The sequence below is a fragment of the Rheinheimera sp. EpRS3 genome (genome assembly GCF_001513785.1).
Lineage (GTDB): Bacteria > Pseudomonadota > Gammaproteobacteria > Enterobacterales > Alteromonadaceae > Alishewanella.
Genome location: NZ_LNQS01000001.1, coordinates 1434453 through 1453907 on the forward strand (window position 1 = coordinate 1434453; position 19455 = coordinate 1453907).

Annotated in this window: 18 protein-coding genes; 6 read left to right on the top strand and 12 right to left on the bottom strand. The window is 51.2% G+C overall.

The window, feature by feature from the left end; genetic code table 11:
* The first annotated feature begins 1 nt into the window (after nucleotide 1).
* The 4 genes from AR688_RS06470 to AR688_RS06485 are packed head-to-tail and all read left to right on the top strand — an operon-like array spanning nucleotide 2 to nucleotide 6187.
* The gene (locus AR688_RS06470; RefSeq protein ID WP_068230684.1) at nucleotides 2-1399 is read left to right on the top strand and encodes a Y-family DNA polymerase; all 1398 of its coding nucleotides are present in this window, start codon (nucleotides 2-4) and stop codon (nucleotides 1397-1399) included.
* An 11-nt stretch (nucleotides 1400-1410) separates the two neighbouring features.
* The gene (locus tag AR688_RS06475) at nucleotides 1411-4500 is read left to right on the top strand and encodes an error-prone DNA polymerase (RefSeq protein ID WP_068230687.1); all 3090 of its coding nucleotides are present in this window, start codon (nucleotides 1411-1413) and stop codon (nucleotides 4498-4500) included.
* A gap of 11 nt (nucleotides 4501-4511) precedes the next feature.
* Nucleotides 4512-5057, top strand: a complete 546-nt coding sequence (locus AR688_RS06480; protein WP_068230690.1) for an isochorismatase family protein — start codon at nucleotides 4512-4514, stop codon at nucleotides 5055-5057.
* On the top strand, nucleotides 5057-6187 hold the full coding sequence (locus AR688_RS06485) for a dienelactone hydrolase family protein (RefSeq protein WP_068230693.1): 1131 nt from the start codon (nucleotides 5057-5059) through the stop codon (nucleotides 6185-6187). Before AR688_RS06480 ends, AR688_RS06485 begins: the two co-directional genes overlap by 1 nt.
* Here AR688_RS06485 and AR688_RS06490 read toward each other — a convergent pair.
* Together AR688_RS06490 and AR688_RS06495 are read right to left on the bottom strand one after the other, a co-directional pair.
* Nucleotides 6160-6960, bottom strand: coding sequence for a S1/P1 nuclease (locus AR688_RS06490; protein ID WP_068230695.1), 801 nt, complete (start codon nucleotides 6958-6960; stop codon nucleotides 6160-6162). The two genes, AR688_RS06485 and AR688_RS06490, sit on opposite strands and share 28 nt — an antisense overlap.
* A 16-nt stretch (nucleotides 6961-6976) precedes the next feature.
* On the bottom strand, nucleotides 6977-7813 hold the full coding sequence (locus AR688_RS06495; RefSeq protein ID WP_068230698.1) for a 23S rRNA (adenine(2030)-N(6))-methyltransferase RlmJ: 837 nt from the start codon (nucleotides 7811-7813) through the stop codon (nucleotides 6977-6979).
* A gap of 140 nt (nucleotides 7814-7953) precedes the next feature.
* On the opposite strand from AR688_RS06495, the gene AR688_RS06500 reads away from it, so the two are divergent.
* Complete coding sequence (locus AR688_RS06500) at nucleotides 7954-8838, top strand: tRNA/rRNA methyltransferase (protein WP_068231278.1); 885 nt, start codon at nucleotides 7954-7956, stop codon at nucleotides 8836-8838.
* An 18-nt stretch (nucleotides 8839-8856) separates the two neighbouring features.
* Here AR688_RS06500 and AR688_RS06505 read toward each other — a convergent pair whose 3' ends face one another.
* The 10 genes from AR688_RS06505 to metK all read right to left on the bottom strand — a co-directional run bounded on the left by AR688_RS06505 (nucleotide 8857) and on the right by metK (nucleotide 17069).
* The gene (locus tag AR688_RS06505) at nucleotides 8857-9570 is read right to left on the bottom strand and encodes a LytR/AlgR family response regulator transcription factor (RefSeq protein ID WP_068230701.1); all 714 of its coding nucleotides are present in this window, start codon (nucleotides 9568-9570) and stop codon (nucleotides 8857-8859) included.
* Nucleotides 9563-10588, bottom strand: coding sequence for a sensor histidine kinase (locus AR688_RS06510; protein WP_197412129.1), 1026 nt, complete (start codon nucleotides 10586-10588; stop codon nucleotides 9563-9565). The genes AR688_RS06505 and AR688_RS06510 overlap by 8 nt, the downstream gene beginning before the upstream one ends.
* A gap of 136 nt (nucleotides 10589-10724) precedes the next feature.
* Nucleotides 10725-10976, bottom strand: a complete 252-nt coding sequence (locus AR688_RS06515) for a superinfection immunity protein (RefSeq protein ID WP_068230705.1) — start codon at nucleotides 10974-10976, stop codon at nucleotides 10725-10727.
* Nucleotides 10977-11111: 135 nt separating this feature from the next.
* A complete protein-coding gene (locus tag AR688_RS06520) occupies nucleotides 11112-11354 on the bottom strand; it encodes a DUF1653 domain-containing protein (RefSeq protein ID WP_068230709.1) in 243 nt (80 codons plus the stop codon).
* Complete coding sequence (gene ruvX / locus AR688_RS06525; protein ID WP_068230712.1) at nucleotides 11338-11754, bottom strand: Holliday junction resolvase RuvX; 417 nt, start codon at nucleotides 11752-11754, stop codon at nucleotides 11338-11340. Before ruvX ends, AR688_RS06520 begins: the two co-directional genes overlap by 17 nt.
* Nucleotides 11754-12311: a YqgE/AlgH family protein gene (locus tag AR688_RS06530; protein WP_068230714.1), complete on the bottom strand. Its 558-nt coding sequence runs from the start codon at nucleotides 12309-12311 to the stop codon at nucleotides 11754-11756. Before AR688_RS06530 ends, ruvX begins: the two co-directional genes overlap by 1 nt.
* A 24-nt stretch (nucleotides 12312-12335) precedes the next feature.
* A complete protein-coding gene (gene gshB, locus AR688_RS06535; protein WP_068230717.1) occupies nucleotides 12336-13298 on the bottom strand; it encodes a glutathione synthase in 963 nt (320 codons plus the stop codon).
* A 9-nt stretch (nucleotides 13299-13307) separates the two neighbouring features.
* A complete protein-coding gene (rsmE, locus tag AR688_RS06540; protein ID WP_068230719.1) occupies nucleotides 13308-14036 on the bottom strand; it encodes a 16S rRNA (uracil(1498)-N(3))-methyltransferase in 729 nt (242 codons plus the stop codon).
* Nucleotides 14037-14141: 105 nt separating this feature from the next.
* Nucleotides 14142-15734: an AbgT family transporter gene (locus tag AR688_RS06545; RefSeq protein ID WP_068230722.1), complete on the bottom strand. Its 1593-nt coding sequence runs from the start codon at nucleotides 15732-15734 to the stop codon at nucleotides 14142-14144.
* 186 nt (nucleotides 15735-15920) lie between these two features.
* Nucleotides 15921-17069, bottom strand: coding sequence for a methionine adenosyltransferase (gene metK / locus AR688_RS06550; protein ID WP_068230725.1), 1149 nt, complete (start codon nucleotides 17067-17069; stop codon nucleotides 15921-15923).
* A gap of 333 nt (nucleotides 17070-17402) precedes the next feature.
* Between metK and tkt the strand changes: the two genes are divergently transcribed.
* Nucleotides 17403-19400, top strand: a complete 1998-nt coding sequence (tkt, locus tag AR688_RS06555) for a transketolase (protein ID WP_068230728.1) — start codon at nucleotides 17403-17405, stop codon at nucleotides 19398-19400.
* The last annotated feature ends 55 nt before the right edge of the window (nucleotides 19401-19455 follow it).

Below are 19455 nucleotides of genomic sequence, written 5' to 3' on the forward strand. Positions count from 1 at the left end.
TATGGCGCTGTATCTGTACTTACAGTTTCCGGCCCTGCAACCCGACAGCCTGGGCTGTGCAGCAGCCCAACAGCTGCCAGTGGCAGTGGTGAATGAACAACATTGCATTGTGCAGCTTAACGCTGTGGCGGGGCAGAGTGGTATTACACTGAATATGGCGCTGGGTACCGCTGCAGCGCTGTGTCCTAACCTGCAGTTGTTGCCGTATCAGCCGCAGTTGCAGCTGAACATTTTACAAAACGTGGCGCAGCAGTTGTATCAGGTAACGGCTGATATAGCGCTGGACCCGCCCGATGGCTTGTATATCCGGCTGTGCAATATGCTGCAGCTGTATCAGGGTTTAGCCGGTTACTGGCAGGCCCTGAGCCAGGAGCTGAAGTTATTACCTTATCGTTATTATTACGCCAGCGGCGCTACCCCTTTTGCTGCCAAATGCCTGGCCCGGCAACAGTTAAATTTACTGACCGGGGAGCCAGATGCACTTGCCACGGCCCTAAATCACAGCCCGCTTCGCTTTACTGAGCTCGATACTGACAACCAGCAGCAATTGCAGCGTTTAGGTATTAATACGCTTGGCCAGTTGCTGGCGCTAGCGCAGGCTGAGCTGGCCCGCCGTTTTGACAGCAGTTTACTCAGCTATCTGGGGCGTTTACGCGGTAGCTTTTATCATGCCTTGCACTATATCAAGCCAGAGCACAGCTTTAGCCGTTATGTCGAACTGCTGTACGACATTATAGATACCGAGGTGCTTAGCAAGCCGCTGCATGCCCTGTTGCAACAGCTGGAGCAGCAACTACAGCGGATAAATGCGGCTTGCCATCAGTTGCAGCTGAGTTTGTTGTTTCGTGCTATGCCAGCACACCGGTTAAGTATTGGCTCGGTACAGGGCGAGTATCGCGCGGCTAACTGGCTAAAATTATGTCAGTTACAGTTGGATAAACTAAAACTGACTGAACCGGTGTCAGGCCTGCAACTGGAGGTCACTGCTTTTGTACCGCAACAAAGCCAAAGTGATGATCTGTTTCAGCCGGTGCCGGGTGCGGTATCGCCATTGCAGCTGGTTTCACTGCTACAGGCCCGCTTAGGTTATCACTGCGTCAGCGGCCTGACATTACAAAACCAGCATCTGCCAGAGCAGGCCAGCCAGCGGCCACTCCCTTTGCTGACAGGCAAAACAGCGGTGACAGCCTTAGCGCTTCGGCCTGCATTTTTACTGGCAAAACCACAACGGTTAACCGAAACGGTAGAAATAAACCATGGCCCGGAGCGGCTATGCCCCGACGGCTGGGCGCTGGAAGCCCAACGTGATTACTTTATTGGCCGCAACAGCAAAGGCCAGTGGTTGTGGTTGTACCGCACGGCACAGCAGCAGTGGTTTGTGCAGGGTATTTTTAGCTGACGGGCGCGCCGATGAATTATGCCGAACTTTTTTGCCAAAGCCATTTTAGTTTTTTGCACGGCGCCTCCAGCCCAGAGGAGCTGGTGCAGCAAGCCGCTGCGCTGGGTTATGACGCGCTGGCCCTGACGGATGAATGCTCGGTGGCTGGTATAGTGCGGGCCTACCGGCAGATTAAAGATCAAGCGCTGAATATTAAGCTGATTGTCGGTAGTTACTTTCAGTTAGATAAACTGGAGCTGGTATTACTGTGTCCGGATAAAGCCGCTTACGCCGAGCTGTGCCGTATTATTACTAATGCCCGACGGCGTAGCCGTAAGGGTGAATATTGCTTAACCGAGTGGGATTTAATGTCATTAAAGCATTGCCTGCTGTTGTGGTTACCGGCGGATGATAGCGAAAGTGATAGCTACTGGGCCAATTGGCTGCAAAAATATCACAGCGACAGGCTTTGGCTGGCTATGCGGCGTCAGCTTAGTCATAACGAAGCCGCCTTTACGGCGTATTGCCAGCAATTAGCGCGGCAATATCAGCTAAATGCGGTGTGCTGTGGCGCCGTGTTAATGCATGTGCCACAGCGGCTGGCGCTGCAACACTGTGTTAGCGCCATTAAAGCCGGTAAGCCAATTGCAGAACTGGGCCGGCAATTATTAAGTAACGCCGAGCGTGCGCTGCGGCCATTGGCCAAACTGGAAAAACTCTTTAGCGCCGCTTTATTACAGCAAAGCTGTGTTATTGCCGCGCGCTGCACCTTTTCACTGGATGAGCTGAAATATCAGTACCCCAGCGAGCTGGTGCCGGCAGGCGAAACAGCGGCCGGTTATTTAGCCAGGCTGGTAGTGCAGGGCAGTAAATTGCGTTTTCCTGCCGGGGTGCCAAAGCGGGTGCAGGCCATTATTGATAAAGAAATGCTGCTTATCACTGAGCTTAACTACGAATACTTTTTTCTGACCATTTACGATCTGGTGCAGTTTGCCAAAAGTAAGGCCATTTTATATCAGGGCCGTGGCTCGGCGGCTAACTCGGTAGTGTGTTATTGCCTGGAGATAACCGCCGTTGATCCTGATAAAATTCAGGTATTGTTTGAGCGTTTTTTATCGCGCGAACGCAAAGAGCCGCCCGATATAGACGTTGATTTTGAACATGAACGCCGCGAAGAAGTGATCCAGTATCTGTATCAGAAATACGGCCGTGAACGTGCTGCACTGGCTGCCACCGTAATTAGCTACCGCTTTAAAAGTGCGCTGCGTGATGTAGGGAAGGCATTGGGGTTACCGCTGAGCCAGCTGGATTTTTTAATAAAAAATATTCAGCGGCGTGACCCAAACTTAAGCTGGCAGCAACAGTTAGCGGCGCTGGGGCTGGATAGCAACAGCCAAACTACACAGCAACTGGTTACACTGGTAGAGCAGCTGCGTGGCACCCCAAGGCATTTATCGCAGCATGTCGGCGGCTTTGTTATCTCGCAAGGGCCTTTGTACGAGCTGGTGCCGGTAGAAAACGCCGCCATGGCCGACAGAACGGTGATCCAGTGGGATAAAGACGATCTGGAAACGCTGGAACTGTTAAAAGTAGATGTGCTGGCTCTGGGGATGTTAACCGCGATTCGTAAGTGTTTTATGCTGCTAAAACAGCATGAACAACAGGAGTTAAGTATTGCCGGTATCAGCGCCCGGGGCGATGATGCGGCGGTGTATCAGATGATGCAAAAAGCCGACACTATCGGGCTGTTTCAGATAGAGTCGCGCGCCCAGATGAGCATGCTGCCGCGGTTGCGCCCGGCCTGTTACTACGATTTGGTGGTGCAAATAGCCATAGTGCGGCCCGGGCCAATTCAGGGCGATATGGTGCACCCGTATTTAAAACGGCGCCACGGTGAAGAAGCGGTAGAGTATCCTTCGGCAGAAGTACAAAGCGTATTAAGCCGTACCCTGGGCGTACCGATTTTTCAGGAGCAGGTGATCCAATTGGCAATGGTAGCGGCCGGTTTTACCGGTGGTGAGGCCGATCAGCTGCGCCGGGCCATGGCCAGTTGGAAAAAAACCGGCGAGCTGCTGCAGTTTAAACATAAGCTGATCGACGGCATGCAAAGCCGCGGTTACACCCAGCAGTATGCTGAGCGCATTTATCAGCAAATTTGTGGTTTTGGTGAATATGGTTTTCCAGAATCACATTCGGCCAGTTTTGCCGTACTGGCCTATGTGTCGGCCTGGCTGAAATACTATTATCCGGCGGCGTTTTGCACCGCGCTGCTTAACAGTTATCCAATGGGGTTTTACACCCCGTCGCAATTGCTGCAGGACGCCAGGCGCCACGGCGTGACGGTGTTGCCGGTATGTGTAAACCAATCGCAGTGGGATTACAGCCTGCAACAGCAGGGTAAAGCAATACGGCTGGGTTTACGCCAGGTAAAAGGCTTTAGCAAAGCGGCGGCGCAGTTACTGCTAACGCTGCGCCCTGCCGGCGGCTTTCGGGATTTAGCCCAGTTGCGCCAAACCGGGCTTAGCCACAGCAGTTTACAGGCACTGGCCAGCGCGAATGCGCTAAGCAGTATCAGTGGTGATCGTTATAACAGCCGCTGGCAACTGATGGATAACCAGCATAGCCTGCCGCTGTTTAGTGCACAAGCCACAGGGACTGCTCAGCAGATAGCCGAGGCAGAGCCCAGCTATTTAGCTGCGCCAGGCCCGGTTGCCGAAGTGCTGGAAGATTATGCCGCCACCGGCCTGACCTTGGCTGTGCATCCGATGGCGTTACTGCGCCAGGCCAGTAAGTTGCCCCGCAGCGTACCGGTGGCTGAGCTTAGCCAGGTAAGGCATAACAGCCCGGTGCGGGTTAGCGGCCTGGTAACATTACGCCAACGGCCGGGCACTGCTGCCGGGGTAACTTTTATGTCGCTGGAAGATGAAACCGGCACCGCCAATGTGCTGGTATGGCTGGCCACAGCCCAGGCGCAGCAGAAAACCTTTTTAACGGCGCATATCCTGCAGGTAGACGGTATTTTACAGCGCGAAGGTGAAGTAACCCATATTATCGCCGGTAAGCTGGTTGACTTATCTGCGCTTTTGGCCGAACTTAGCTTGTCCTCACGCGATTTTCATTAACGGGAACTGCTATGTTACTGCAAGCATCACAAAGTTTGGTGTTACTGATAGATATGCAGCAAAAGTTGGCACCAGCTATTTTTGAACATAAAGAAGTTGAGCAAGCGGCTGCCTGGGTATTGCAAGTAGCACTGCAACTGGAAGTGCCGGTGTGTGCTACTGAGCAATATCCACAAGGTATTGGCGCCACGCTGCCTGCACTGGCAGAGCTGATCCCCGAAGCGCAGGTGCTGCAAAAAATGCACTTTAGTGCGTTAAAAGAGCCGCATATTGCCAGCAGCCTGGCCTGCACTGAGCGCAAGCAAATAGTGGTGCTGGGCACCGAGGCGCATGTGTGTGTGCTGCAGTCGGTAATGGATTTACTTGCGCTGGGCTACCAGGTATTTGTGGTCGTTGAAGCGGTAGGCTCGCGCACCGAGCAAAACAAACAGCTGGCGCTTAGCCGCATGCAGCAGGCCGGGGCGCAGATTATCAGCAAAGAAATGCTGGCGTTTGAATGGCTGCAGTGCTGCGGCACAGATACCTTCCGCCAGATCAGTCGTGGCTGGATCCGTTAATGCGCTACTGCTTATTACTGTTAGTTTTGGCGTTGCCGTTGCAGGCCGACAACCTGATTGACCAGCAACTACCGGATTTTTATCAGCAACTGATACCACCAACAACTTATCCGCTAAGCTGGCAACCCGAGCACTTTAGCGATATTCAGCACTGGCGCACCCAGGGCCGGGCAGCACTGCGCGAGGCATTGCTATGGCCGGATGAACCGGTTGATTTTGCTGCAAAACTGCTTAAAACCGAAGCGCGTGGTGGCTATAGTGCACAGCTGTGGTCAGTGCAGCTAATTAAACAAAGCCGGGTACAACTGCTGCTATTACAACCCGATGCGGCTAAGCCTGTGCCAGCGGTATTACTGCTGCATGATCACGGTGCCCGCTTTGATATCGGCAAAGAAAAATGGGTACAGCCCTTTGCAACCGACGTGCGCTTGCCATCGGCACAGCAGTGGGCCGATAAATACTTCAGCGGTAACTTTGTCGGCGATGCACTGGCCAAACAGGGCTATCTGGTGATAGCTGCTGATACCTTAGGCTGGAGTGACCGCGGCCCGGTAGAATTTGGCGCCCAACAGGCACTGGCCGGTAATATGTTTATGCTTGGCCGCTCGCTGGCGGGTATGGCGGCTTATGAAGATTTACGCCTGGTGCAGTTTATAAAGCAATTGCCACAAGCCGACAGCTCGCGCCTGGCGGTGCTGGGTTTTTCGATGGGGGCCTTTCGTGCCTGGCAACTGGCCGCCTTAACCGACGATATAAAGGCCGCTGTGGCCGTAGCCTGGCTAAACAGCTACCGGCATTTACTCACGCCCGGCAATAATATCCTTAAAGGCCAGTCGGCGTTTTATATGTTACACCCGGGCCTGGCAGCAAAACTGGATCTGCCTGATATTGCAGCACTGGCTGCACCCAAAGCGATGCTGTTTATTAATGGCGCGAAAGACAAGCTGATGCCGCAGGCCGGGGTAGAGCAAGCGTATCAGCAACTGGCTAAAGTGTGGCAGGCGCATGGCGCAGCAGATAAGCTGACAACTACACTGTATCCGCAATATGGCCATGAATTTAACGCTGAGCAACAACAACAGGTGTTTAGCTGGTTAGCTACTCAGTTAGCGGTGCCGCCAAGGGACTGATCCAGCAGCAGCGCCAGACGCACAGCCGCTTGTTGCAGGCGCTGCTCCAGTGTGTCCAGATACAGCAGCATATAGTCGTCACCCAGCAACATTCCGGGCCGGTAACGCTGGTAAATATCGATGGTCAGACTTGCTGACTCATTTGCCCAGCTAAGCACATCGCCTTGTTGCCAGTTTGCCTGCTGTGCGGCGTTTATAGTGTTCAGCAGCCTGGTGGTTTTAGTATGCCTGGTTTGAGAACCATGCTCGGTTTCATACCCGGCCTGTTTTAACAGGGCAAAATCCCAGACACCATGCAGGTTATTTGGCAAGCCAAAAAAATACACCGCCGTGCGGTTGCCGCCTAAATCATCCAAAAAGCTAACATGTAATGGCTGGTGTAAGTCGCCCAGATGATGTGCCAGAAACAGCAGTGCCTGCCAGTCGTTATTGTTGTTATACAAATGCTGTTGCATATCGTTAATCGCAGATAAAATACAGCCTTGTGGTGGGCAATGCGCCATGCTGACAGCGGTATCGCCACGGCGCATATTGACATAGTGATGCGGTGAGCTCCAGGCAAACTCCGGTTGTAAGCGGATATCATCGGCCCATGAACAGGCCGGGCCAAAACCGGAGTAGGCCGTGTGTTTTAACAGGCTATCAATTTGCAAACGGGTATTTTCACTTGCCAACTGATATGCCATATCGCAAATCAGCTGATGGCCGGTTTTGCTAAACGCCTGGCCTGGCAGGCTGATTATTAGCAGCAGAGCAGCAAGCAATACACGCATAACCTACTCCACAATGTTATTCCGTTACTAACTGATGCACCTGAAATTCACCTTCAGTGCTTAATAGCGGACTTAGCTCGGCCAGTGCCTGCTTTATATCTACCGCCAGTGTATAGGGCGGGTTAATCACCAGCATACCGCTGCCGGTCATACCAAAGCCAGCTTTATCAGGTTGCGGGCAGTATTCAATCCGCAGCTGATCTTTAATACCGGTAGCGACAATAGCACTGATAAATGCTTCCACAGCCGCGCGCTCTATTACCGGATACCAGATAGCATAGGTCGCTTGCGGAAAACGCTGATAAGCGCTTTGTAAGCCGGCTACTACATCCTGGTATTCGGTTTTCAGCTCGTAGGGTGGGTCTATCAGTACCAAACCGCGCTTATGCAGCGGTGGCAGCATGGCTTTAAAACCGGCCCAGGCATCCATATGCTCAATCCGGCTATGGCGGCGTCGTGCAAACTGACTGGCTAGAATGGGGTAGTCGGTTGGGTGCAGCTCAGTGGCCTGAATGCTGTCGCCATTACGCAGCAGCATGGCAGCAATTTTCGGTGAGCCGGGGTAAAACGCCAGCTCACCATCAGGGTTCAGCTGTTTTATCAGTGCAATATAGTGCGCCAATGCCGGGCTTGTAGCCTGATACTGCCACAGTTGGCCAATACCACCTTCGTATTCGCCGGTTTTTTGCGCCTGTTCGGCCAGCAAGCTGTACAAGCCGGCGCCGGCATGGCTGTCGTGGTAGCAAAAGGGTTTATCTTTTTGCAGCAGGTAATCAACAATAGCCACCTGTACCAGATGTTTCACCACATCGGCATGATTACCGGCATGATAACTGTGGCGATAACTGAGCATAAACAAGGCCTTTAGCGGCAAATTTAAAGGCCGTCAGCATACTGCGCGTGCAGAAAAATACAAGTATTGTTGCCTTGCAGCTGGTAAAATCCGCCGCATTATTGATTTACCGCCGCCATGCGGCGTACGCAGGATGTTTTATGTCACAACACAAAGCCAAAGGCGGCAAAGCGGCCAATCCACTGCACAAGCCCTGGACCAAAGATGCCGGTGCTAAAAACGCCGGGCCCGCAGCCAATAAAGCTAAACGCCCTGCAGCGGATAAAGCGCAGCCGGTTAAAGCCGTGCGTACTGTGCAGGACAATGAAGGCAAGGTGTACGGCGAAAACGCCTGCAGGGTGTTATTTAGCCAACGGCCGGATGCGCTGATCCGGCTTTATGTGTCACAGAAAATGGCCGCTAAATTTGCTGATGTGATGAAGTATTTAGCTGCGGCGAAAAAGGCCTACCATATTGTTGATGACGCTGAGCTGGAAAAGGTTGCCGGTAGCGGCCATCACGGCGGCGTGGTGGTGCTGGTAAAACGTAAACCCCAGCAAAGCCTGGCGGCGTATTTGCAGCAAAAAGGCCGTAAACGTGATTGCCTGCTGGCACTTGATGGCGTGGGTAACCCACACAATTTAGGTGCGATAACGCGCAGCTGCGCGCATTTTGGCGTGGGCGGAATTATTATGAAGCAACCCGAGCTGCTGCAATCGGGCGCGGCGCTGCGCACTGCCGAGGGCGGCGGTGAATTTGTCGATGGTTTAAGTTGCGACAACCTGCCGCTGGCATTACAGCTGTGCAAAGAAGCCGGTTATACACTGATTACCACCTCCAGCCACGCTGGCACCTCGCTGTATCAAAGCACGCTTCCGGCCAAGGTGGTGATCGTATTTGGTGAAGAGATGTTTGGCGTGTCAAAAAACGTCGCTAAAAGCGCCGATATTGCGCTGCAAATTCCGGGCTCGGGCAAGGTAGAATCGCTGAATGTCAGCGTCGCGGCCAGCCTGATCTTAGGCGAATGGTATCGCCAGCAGCTTTAGTGGTCAAAACGTTAGCGGCTAAAACGCAGTAAACTGCTGTTTCAGCTGCTGCGCCTGGCGGCGGCTGACATCTACCTGCTGGCCATCTTGCAAGATGGCAACCAAACCGCCGTCGGCTATCGCCGGCTCAATATGGCTGATGGCGCTGATGCGCACTATATCGGCACGGCTGGCTTTGAAAAACAGCGCCGGGTCGAGCTTTTGTTCAATCTTTGCCAGTGAGCTGTGAATAAAGCTTTTGCCGTAGGGCGTATACACCGCGGCATGGTTACCGATGCTTTCAAAGCGGCTGATTTCATTCAGTCGCACCACACGCTGGCTGTCGCCGAATTTAAGTAAAATGCCGTGTTGTTCAGCCAAAAAGTGCGGCGCTGCATCGGCATTTGCCGGGCGTAGCTTTTGCAGCGCTTTAGCCAGCCGCTCTGGTGCTATTGGTTTTAGCAGATAATCTACTGCGTTTAGCTCAAATGCATCCAGTGCGAAGCTATTAAAGGCGGTGCAAAAGATAAATTGAGTATTGGCCGGAATATGCTCTGCCAGTTGCAGGCCGGTTAAACCCGGCATTTGAATATCGAGAAACACCAGGTCAATTGGCATAGCAGCCAGCTGTTGTAAGGCTTCTTCGCCACTACCAGCTTCTGCCACAATAACGCATTGCGGGTGAGCCTTAAGCAGGCGTTTTAATTCGCTGCGGGCCAGGCGCTCGTCATCGACCAACAGGCAGTTATACATGGCCAAACTCCAACTGCGCACTAAATTGATTATCAGCCTGCTGTAGCTGCAACACGGCTTTGCCGGGGTACATTAACTGCAGGCGCTGGCGTAAATTACTCAGCCCGGTTGCGGTGCCGGCTTGTTGCGTTGCACCGGCCGTGGTGTTGATTACGCTTAGTTGCCAGCCCTTACCGGTCGCTTTAGCACTGATGCTCAGATTACCGGGTGCGATATTGGGCGCAATACCATGTTTTACGGCGTTTTCTACCAACGTCAGCAGGCTTAGTGTCGGCAGCTTGTGTTGCCAAAGGCTGCTATCTATATCGCAGCTAAATTGCAGGCGTTGCTCCAGCCGCACTTGCTCAATGGCCAGATATTGCTCTGTTAACTGCCATTCTTGTTGCAGCGTAGACTCGGGCTGTAAATGTGCCTGCAGGTGAAAACGGAACAGCTCAGATAAGCGTGTCACGGTATCGGCGGCTTTATGCTGATCTTCAAAAATCAGCGCGCGGATGCTGTTAAAGGCATTAAATAAAAAGTGCGGGCTAAGTTGGTTAGTAAGCTGTTGCAGCTGCGCCTGTTGCATCTGTTGCTGCAGCGCTTTACGTGCCTGGCGGCTTTGCCAGGCAATATAGCCGGCTCCCCACACCAGATACATCACACTAAAAGAGGTCATTAGTGCCACCAACATAAAGCTGGTGCTAAAGTTCATTTGTAACGGCGTATCGCTCTTGTCCGTTACTACGGTTACCTTGCTCATATCGGTATCTTTAAGCACTTCAATGCTGGAGAGAAAATAGGAAATGATGGTTTGCAGTATTGCCGCTACCAGCAACAGCAAAACAAATACTGACCAGCGCTTTAGCGTGGTGATATTGTCGGCTTTCAGCACGGGGCGCAGCAACACATGGCTCAGCAGCACAAAGCAGGCGGCTTCAATGCTGTATTTTACTAAAAACAGCCAATATAAGCGGGGCTGTTCAGGTGTTAGCAAGGGTAGGGTATAGGCTATAAAATAGCCGAGATAAATCAACATTGTAAACAGCTGCGCCCATAAATAGGCGCTGCTGCAACTGTCTGCTGCGATGCTCCGGCGAAATGTTGTTAGTGTTGTCATAGCTGCTATTGTAATACCTGAGCGCACAGAAAGCTGAATAAACACAGTGTACTATCTATTGTGTGCCTTGTTCAGCCGCTTTTTTCTGCTTGCCGGTAAAAGCCCAGATTATAAGTGCCATCCAGGCTATCAGGGAAAAGCCGGCCGGGATATTGGCCAGAAAAATTTTACCCAGATGCCGGCGGTTGCGAAAGCTGGCAATAATACTGGGTAAAAAGTAAATTGCCACAAAAGCGGGGATAAAGGCTACCCATAATAACGGGCTCATTTGGCTTAATTGGTGAAAAAACTCGGTTTGTTCAAACATGGCGCTGTCCTGTTGTTGTTGGTGACATAGCAAGAGTACCTGCCGGCAACACAGTACAGCGTAAAAAAGTGACTAACGGTAAAATACGGTGATAAGAGGTGAAACCGGGAATAAAACAGGGTATTAGCGGGCCGGTTATTGCGGTTTAGTTTGGCCAAGATACTGAAACCTCGGCTGCGATTTGCCGGCAATGGCGACGTTTTCAGTGAACATATCCAGCGGCCGCGCCCAAAGGCCAAAATCGCCGTACAGCGCGCGGTAAATTACCAGCCACTGTTCGGTTTCGCTGTGGCGGGCACAGTCAATGACCTGATAATACGCACCTTTATAATGCTGATAGTAACCAGGTTGAACGGGTGATTCAGGCGCGTTGTTCATACCAACTCTCGAAGATAATTTTGGCCGATAAACTGTCTACTTTGTCTTTGGCCAGATTACGGTAGCCGCCGTCGGCAAACAGCATGCTACGTGCTTCAGTGGTGGTAAGGCGTTCGTCATGCAGCTCTACCGGCAGGCCAAAACGACCATGCAGCCGGTTAGCAAATTTACGCGTACGCACAGTAAACGGTTGTTCGGTGCCATCCATATTTAGTGGTAAGCCTACCAGTAATAACTGAGGTTTCCATTCGTTAATCAGCTTTTCCAGTACAGCCCAGTCCGGGGTGCCGTCCTGGGCTTTTAGTGCACTAAGCAGTGAGGCGGTGCCGGTAAGTTCCTGACCTACCGCCACGCCTATGCTTTTGGTACCGTAATCAAAGGTTAAAATGGTGCGACTCATTAAGCGTGACCGGCCTCGTTAGTTAGCTGCCAGGGTTTAATACCAATTTTTGCCGTAGCACTTTGCCATTTTTCGGCGTGGGTTAAGTCAAAAATAATACCACTGTCGGCCGGAATAATTAACCAGGCGTTATCGGCTATTTCCTGCTCCAACTGGCCTGCGGTCCAGCCGGCATAACCCAGCGCCAGAATAAACTTTTCCGGCGCTTGTGCTGTGGTTAAATCAAACAGAATATCTTTTGAGGTGGTAACCATCAGCTCGTCATTTAAGCGCATGCTGCTGCTGTAACCTTCTTTGGCGGTGTGCAGCACAAAGCCTCTGTCGTGCTGCACCGGGCCACCGGCGCAAACATGGGCAGTTGCTGCCGGGCTGCTGGTGTTGTATTCAATTTGCAGTTGTTGCAGCAAATCGGCTACTTTCACGTCCAGCGGGTGGTTAATCACAATACCCATGGCGCCTTCATCATTGTGCTCACAAATATAGGCGACACTGCGTTTAAACAGTGGATCATCTAATGACGGCATAGCAATTAAAAAATGATTCTGAAAACTCTGCATAGTGACCTCGTTACAACGTGGTTGTCACTGGCGGGCTGCCAGCAGCTGTTCAATTTCATCAAATAACAAACCGGTGATGCTGATTGGAAACGCCGCTTCAATTTCGCGGATACAGGTTGGGCTGGTAACGTTAATTTCAGTTAACTTGTCGCCTATTACATCCAGACCGACAAAAATCAGGCCTTTGGCTTTTAGCGTGGGTGCTACCGCATTGGCAATTGCCCAGTCAGAATCTGACAAAGGTCTGGCTTCACCACGACCACCTGCTGCGAGGTTGCCACGGGTTTCGCCGCTTGCCGGAATGCGTGCTAAGCAGTATGGCACGGGTTTACCGTTTACTACCAGTATTCGTTTATCACCGTCACTAATTTGTGGGATAAATCGCTGCGCCATGGCATAACGGCTGCCATGTTCGGTTAGCGTTTCAATGATCACGCTAACATTAGCATCACCCGGCTTTAAACGGAAAATAGAGGCGCCACCCATACCATCCAGTGGTTTTAAGATTACGTCCTGTTCAGCCTGATAAAAAGCTTTTAAGCGTTTGGCGTCACGGCTAACCAGGGTTTTCGGCGTATGCTGGCTAAACCAACTGGTGTAGAGCTTTTCGTTGGCATCACGCAAACTTTGCGGTTTATTCACAATCAGCGTGCCATGATCTTCTGCCCGCTCAAGAATATAAGTGGCGTAGATGTATTCGGTATCAAACGGTGGATCTTTACGCATTAAGATCACATCCAGCTCACTAAGGGCAATATCCTGCTCAGTACCAAACTGATACCAACCGGCCGGATCTTGCTGCACCGTTAATAGCTTGGTACTGGCACGCGCCTGACCTTCCAGCAAGTATAAATCGGCCATTTCCATATAATGAATTTGATAACCACGTTGCTGAGCTTGCAGCAACATAGCGAAGCTGGAGTCTTTTTTAATATTGATGGCCGAAATAGGGTCCATCACTATGCCAAGTTTTATCGGTTTACTCATGCTGTATCCTCAGGCCAGATCGCCAAATTGCAGTTGTAACGCACTGATAGCGGTAAGTGCTGCGGTTTCTGTGCGCAGTACGCGTGGCCCCAACTGAATGCCGCTAAAGCCAGCCGCGGAGGTTTGCGCCATTTCCTGTTCACTGAAGCCGCCTTCAGGGCCTATTACTAACCGGATATTGTGGTTGGGTATAAGTGTCTTAATGGTGTCTTTTGCCCAAGGATGCAAGGTTAGCTTTAATTCTTTTGTGCTTTGGCTAAGCCAGCTGTCCAGTGAAATGGCCGGATGTACGGTTGGCACTATACTGCGGCCGCTTTGCTCGCAGGCACTGATAGCAATTTTTTGCCACTGCTCGTTACGTTTAGCCAGGCGCTCGCCGTCCAGCTTTACGCCACAGCGTTCGGTAAACAGTGGGGTAATTTCGCTAACACCAAGCTCAACCGCCTTTTGAATGGCAAAATCCATTCTGTCACCGCGCGAGATACCCTGGCCCAGATGAATCCTTAGTGGCGACTCAACCGGGTTGTCTTGCTGTGCTGTAGCAATAACATTAACGCGTTTTTTATCGCTGCTGCTGATGCGGGCAGGGTAGTTAAAACCATCGCCGTTAAACAGCAGCAATTCGCTGCCAACAGGCATGCGCAGCACCCGGCCAACATGGTTGGCGGCATCGTCATCCAGGGCAAATTCGTGGTTAAGTGCAATAGCACCATGTTGATAAATTCTTGGAATACGCATAAAAACTTCTGCAACTGAACAATGCCGTTATGGTAGCAGGCGGCAACGGCAAGCAACAGAAAAAACAAACCCTGCCGGGGCAGGGTTGTTAAAGGCACAAGCGGATTAGTTTATCGCAGGGTAGCTGTAACTGGCGCCAACGCCCAGTGGAATATCCAACGCCCAGAAACCGAGCAGGAAGGCGGTCCACAATACCAGCATGGCGATAGAGTACGGTAACATCAACGCGATAAGGGTACCGATACCGGTTGATTTAACATACTTCTGGCAAAACACCACGATTAACGGGAAGTACGGCAGCAGCGGCGTAATAATATTGGTAGAAGAATCACCCACACGGTAAGCGGCCTGGGTTAAGTCCGGCGATACGCCAAGCTCCATCAACATAGGTACCATAATGGCACCAATCAGCGCCCATTTAGCTGACGCTGAGCCAACTAACAGGTTAACAAAGCCGGATAAAAACACGATACCAATCAACGTAAAGCCCATCGGGAAGGCCATTTCCTGCAGCCAGTTAGCGCCTTTAATCGCCAGCAGGGCGCCAAGGTTAGACTGGCCAAAAGCATAGATAAACTGAGCACAGAAAAACGCCATCACAATGTAATAGCCCATGCCGCTCATGGCTTTGCTCATGCCTTTAATAATGTCGCGATGGTTTTTTGCATTACCGGAGACATAGCCGTATACCACGCCCGGAATTAAAAAGAACACAAAGATAATGCTGACAATAGATTGCATTAACGGTGCGGCGAAAACCAGCAGGTTGCTTTGGCCTTCTGCCAATACTGTGCCGGCAGGTGCGCGCCAGGCAGAGGTTTCCGGCAAGGCCGACACAATTAACAGTACTATGCTTAACAGCATGGAAAAGCTGGCCCAGCGCAAACCTTTACGTTCGTTGGGTTTTAAGTCGTCCATTTTCGGCATATCGGCCGGGTCGCCGTCTACCACAGTAGATTTAAGTCTTGGCTCAATAAACTTGTCCGTGATTATCCAACCGACAATAACCACCAAAAAGGTAGAGGCGGTAGTGAAGTAGTAGTTGTTCATCGGGCTGACAAACAGCTCAGCTGCGGCAGGGTCAGATGATAAACGTGCCGATACCTGAGTAAGGCCCGATAACAGCGGGTCAAGGCTTGATGGCAGTATAGTTGCAGAGAAACCACCAGATACACCGGCAAAGGCTGCGGCGATACCGGCCAGCGGATGACGGCCTGCAGCATAGAATATAACGGCGCCAAGCGGAATAACCAGCACATAACCGGCATCTACCGCCATATGGCTGGCAACACCGACCGCAATCAGTACCGGCGTTAACAGCATTTTCGGCGTAACCGATAGTACAGAGCGTAAACCGGCATTAATAAAGCCGGTATGCTCGGCGACACCTAAACCCAGCATAGCCACCAACACCACGCCAAGCGGGGCAAAGGTAACAAAAGTATTGACCATTTTGGCCATAAAGGTGGTCATGGAATCGGCGGCCAGCAGGTTGTTTACCTGAATAGCGGCGCCGGTGCGCGGATCGACTTCATTAAAGCTAACACCGGCCAGAGCCCAGGATACTACCCAGACCACTATCATCAGCAGGGCAAATAATACGGCCGGATCGGGTAATTTATTACCGACCACTTCTATGGCATTAAGCGCACGGTTAAGCCAGCCGGTTTTAGCGGCGTTGGCGGTTTGTTCAGACATACATGTTCCTTTCTTATAGTTTTGTTTCACTCTGCTCACTGGCAGAGGACCCCGGATACAACACAACGGCTTATAATACACAAAAAGCTGCTGATGATAAGGCGAAATTATCGGTATGGTTTAATAACAGCAGGTGTGAAAAAGGAGAGCCGGGCTCTCCTTTTCTACAGAACTAACAAGCAGGATTTACTTCGCGTACTGGCGCAGTAACTCCGCTTTATCGGTTTGCTCCCACGGGAACTCATCACGGCCAAAGTGACCGTAGGCCGCAGTTGGCAGGTATATTGGCCGTTCCAGCTGTAACATTTCAATCAGGCCGTAAGGGCGCAGGTCAAAATGTTCACGCACCAGCTTGATCAGCTGATCTTCAGTCAGTTTGCTGGTACCGAAGGTTTCCAGACTGATAGAGGTAGGTTCTGCCACACCGATAGCGTAAGACACTTGCAGTTCACAGCGGTCAGCTAAACCGGCAGCTACAATGTTTTTTGCTACATAACGGGCAGCGTAAGCGGCTGAACGGTCTACTTTTGAAGGATCTTTACCGGAGAAAGCACCGCCGCCGTGACGCGCCATACCGCCGTATGAATCAACAATAATTTTACGGCCGGTTAAGCCGCAGTCACCCATCGGCCCGCCAATCACAAAACGGCCGGTCGGGTTGATAAAGAACTTAGTTTTGCTGGTTAACCACTGTGCCGGTAGTACCGGTTTAATAATGGTCTCCATCACCGCTTCGCGTAAATCAGCGGTGCTGATGGTATCGCAGTGCTGGGTAGACAATACTACCGCATCAATACCTACCGGTTTGCCGTCCTCGTAAATAAAGCTTAACTGGGATTTTGCATCCGGGCGCAGCCATGGCAGGGTGCCGTCTTTACGCACTTGTGCCTGGCGCTGCACCAAACGGTGTGAATAAGTAATAGGGGCAGGCATTAACACGTCAGTTTCATTACTGGCGTAACCAAACATTAAACCCTGGTCGCCGGCGCCTTGCTCTTTTGGATCAGCGCGGTCTACACCCTGGTTAATATCCGGTGATTGTTTACCAATGGCATTTAGTACGGCGCATGAATCGGCGTCAAAGCCCATATCTGAGTGTACGTAACCAATTTCGCGCACGGTTTTACGGGTAATTTCTTCAATATCAACCCAGGCAGAGGTAGTAATTTCACCACCTACCAGCACCATACCGGTTTTAACGAAGGTTTCGCAGGCAACGCGGGCTTTAGGATCTTGTTCCAGGATTGCATCCAGTACGGCGTCAGAAATCTGATCGGCAATTTTATCCGGATGTCCTTCAGATACCGACTCAGAAGTAAAAATGTGTTGTGCCATCTGTTGTATTCCAAAAATAAGGTTAATGCAGTTAAGTCCGTTACGGCACAAAGTGCCATGCCGAACTCAAAAAAATAGGCGGGTATTCTAGAGAAAGCGTTAACGCATTGCCAGAAAAATCTGCCACCCAGACGTCTTTAATGCTATTTTAAGTTGCTTATTACGTTAGTACAGACAGTTAGATCTGCGTGACTGAAAATTCTTCATGCCAGCAGATTTAAATTTGCCATCTGGCGGGGGCTCTGGGAAAATAGCGCCTCTTTCTGCCTTAACATTTCAGCTAAATAATAATCTGCTTCGTTATACAGAAGCCGCGCAATGTCAGGAGTGAACATGCCATCTCGTAAACAACTCGCCAATGCGATCCGTGCGCTTAGCATGGATGCGGTGCAAAAAGCTAAATCAGGTCATCCGGGTGCCCCTATGGGTATGGCCGACATTGCCGAAGTGTTATGGCGTGATTTTCTCCGGCATAATCCGCAGGATCCAAAGTGGCCAAACCGCGACCGTTTCATCTTATCAAATGGCCACGGCTCAATGCTGTTGTATTCTTTGTTACATTTAAGCGGTTATGACTTAAGCATTGATGATTTAAAGCAGTTCCGGCAACTACATTCCAGAACGCCTGGTCACCCGGAATACGGTTATGCGCCAGGGGTAGAAACCACTACAGGCCCGCTGGGGCAGGGCATTACCAATGCAGTAGGTATGGCTATTGCTGAAAAAGCCCTGGCAGCACAGTTTAACCAACCGGGTTACGACATAGTTGACCATCACACTTACACCTTTTTAGGTGACGGCTGCTTGATGGAAGGTATCTCACACGAAGCCTGTTCTTTAGCGGGCACGTTAGGTTTAGGCAAGCTGATTGCTTTTTGGGACGACAATGGTATTTCTATTGACGGCCATGTTGAAGGCTGGTTTACCGATAACACCCCGGCTCGGTTTGAAGCCTATGGCTGGCATGTTATCAGTAATGTGGATGGTCATGACGCCGCAGCTGTAGAAGCAGCAATTAAACAGGCAAAAGCCGAAACCGGCAAACCTACCCTGATTTGTTGCCGTACGGTAATCGGCTATGGCGCGCCGAATAAAGGCGGCAGCCACGACAGCCACGGTGCGCCGCTGGGTGATACTGAAATTGCTGCTGCACGCGATTTCCTGCAATGGCCACATGCGCCGTTCGATATTCCTGCTGACATTTATGCTGACTGGGATGCTAAAGCCAAAGGCAGTGCACAGCAGCAAGATTGGCAGCAGCTGTTTGCCCGTTATAGTGCAGCATTTCCTGAACAAGCCGCAGAGTTCAGCCGCCGTGTAGCGGGGAATTTGCCATCAGACTGGGCAGAAAAGTCTCAGGCGTATATTAATCAGCTGCAAGCCAACCCTGCCAATATTGCCAGCCGTAAAGCGTCACAAAATGCATTAAATGCTTTTGGCCCTATACTGCCAGAATTTATGGGTGGTTCGGCGGATTTAGCTGGTTCCAACCTGACTATCTGGTCTGGCTCTAAGCCACTTACCAACACAGACGCCAGCGGTAACTACATTTATTACGGTGTACGTGAATTTGGCATGTCGGCCATTATGAATGGTATTGCACTACACGGCGGCTTTGTACCTTACGGTGCGACCTTCCTGATGTTTATGGAATATGCCCGTAACGCGGTGCGTATGGCAGCGCTGATGAAGCAGCGGGTAATCTTCGTTTACACCCACGATTCTATCGGTTTAGGTGAGGATGGCCCAACGCACCAGCCGGTAGAGCAGTTAGCGGCACTGCGCGCTACGCCAAATTTAATGAACTGGCGCCCTTGTGATCAGGTGGAGTCGGCAGTGGCCTGGAAAGCGGCGATTGAGCGCACTGATGGCCCAAGTACCTTAATTTTCACCCGACAAAACCTGGCACAGCAGCAGCGTAATACGCAGCAACTGGCCGATGTAAAACGTGGTGGTTATATCCTGCGTGACTGCAACGGTACGCCAGAATTGATTATTATTGCCACCGGCTCTGAAGTTGAACTGGCAATGCAAGCTGCAGCTAAGCTGACCGAGCAGGGTAAAGCGGTTCGGGTGGTATCTATGCCATCAACCGATGTGTTTGAACAACAGGATGCCGCTTACCGCGAAGCGGTATTACCCGCCTCAGTAAGCAAGCGCATTGCCGTAGAAGCGGGTATTACCGATTGTTGGTATAAATATGTTGGCTTAACCGGCAAAATTATCGGTATGACCAGCTTTGGCGAGTCGGCACCGGCAGAGCAGCTATTTGAGCACTTTGGTATCACCACCGCAAAAGTACTCGAAGCGGCAGAACAGCTACTGGCGTAATAGTTAGTATAATGGGACCAGGTTTGGTCCCATTTTCTTATGTCTTGTTTTTTTA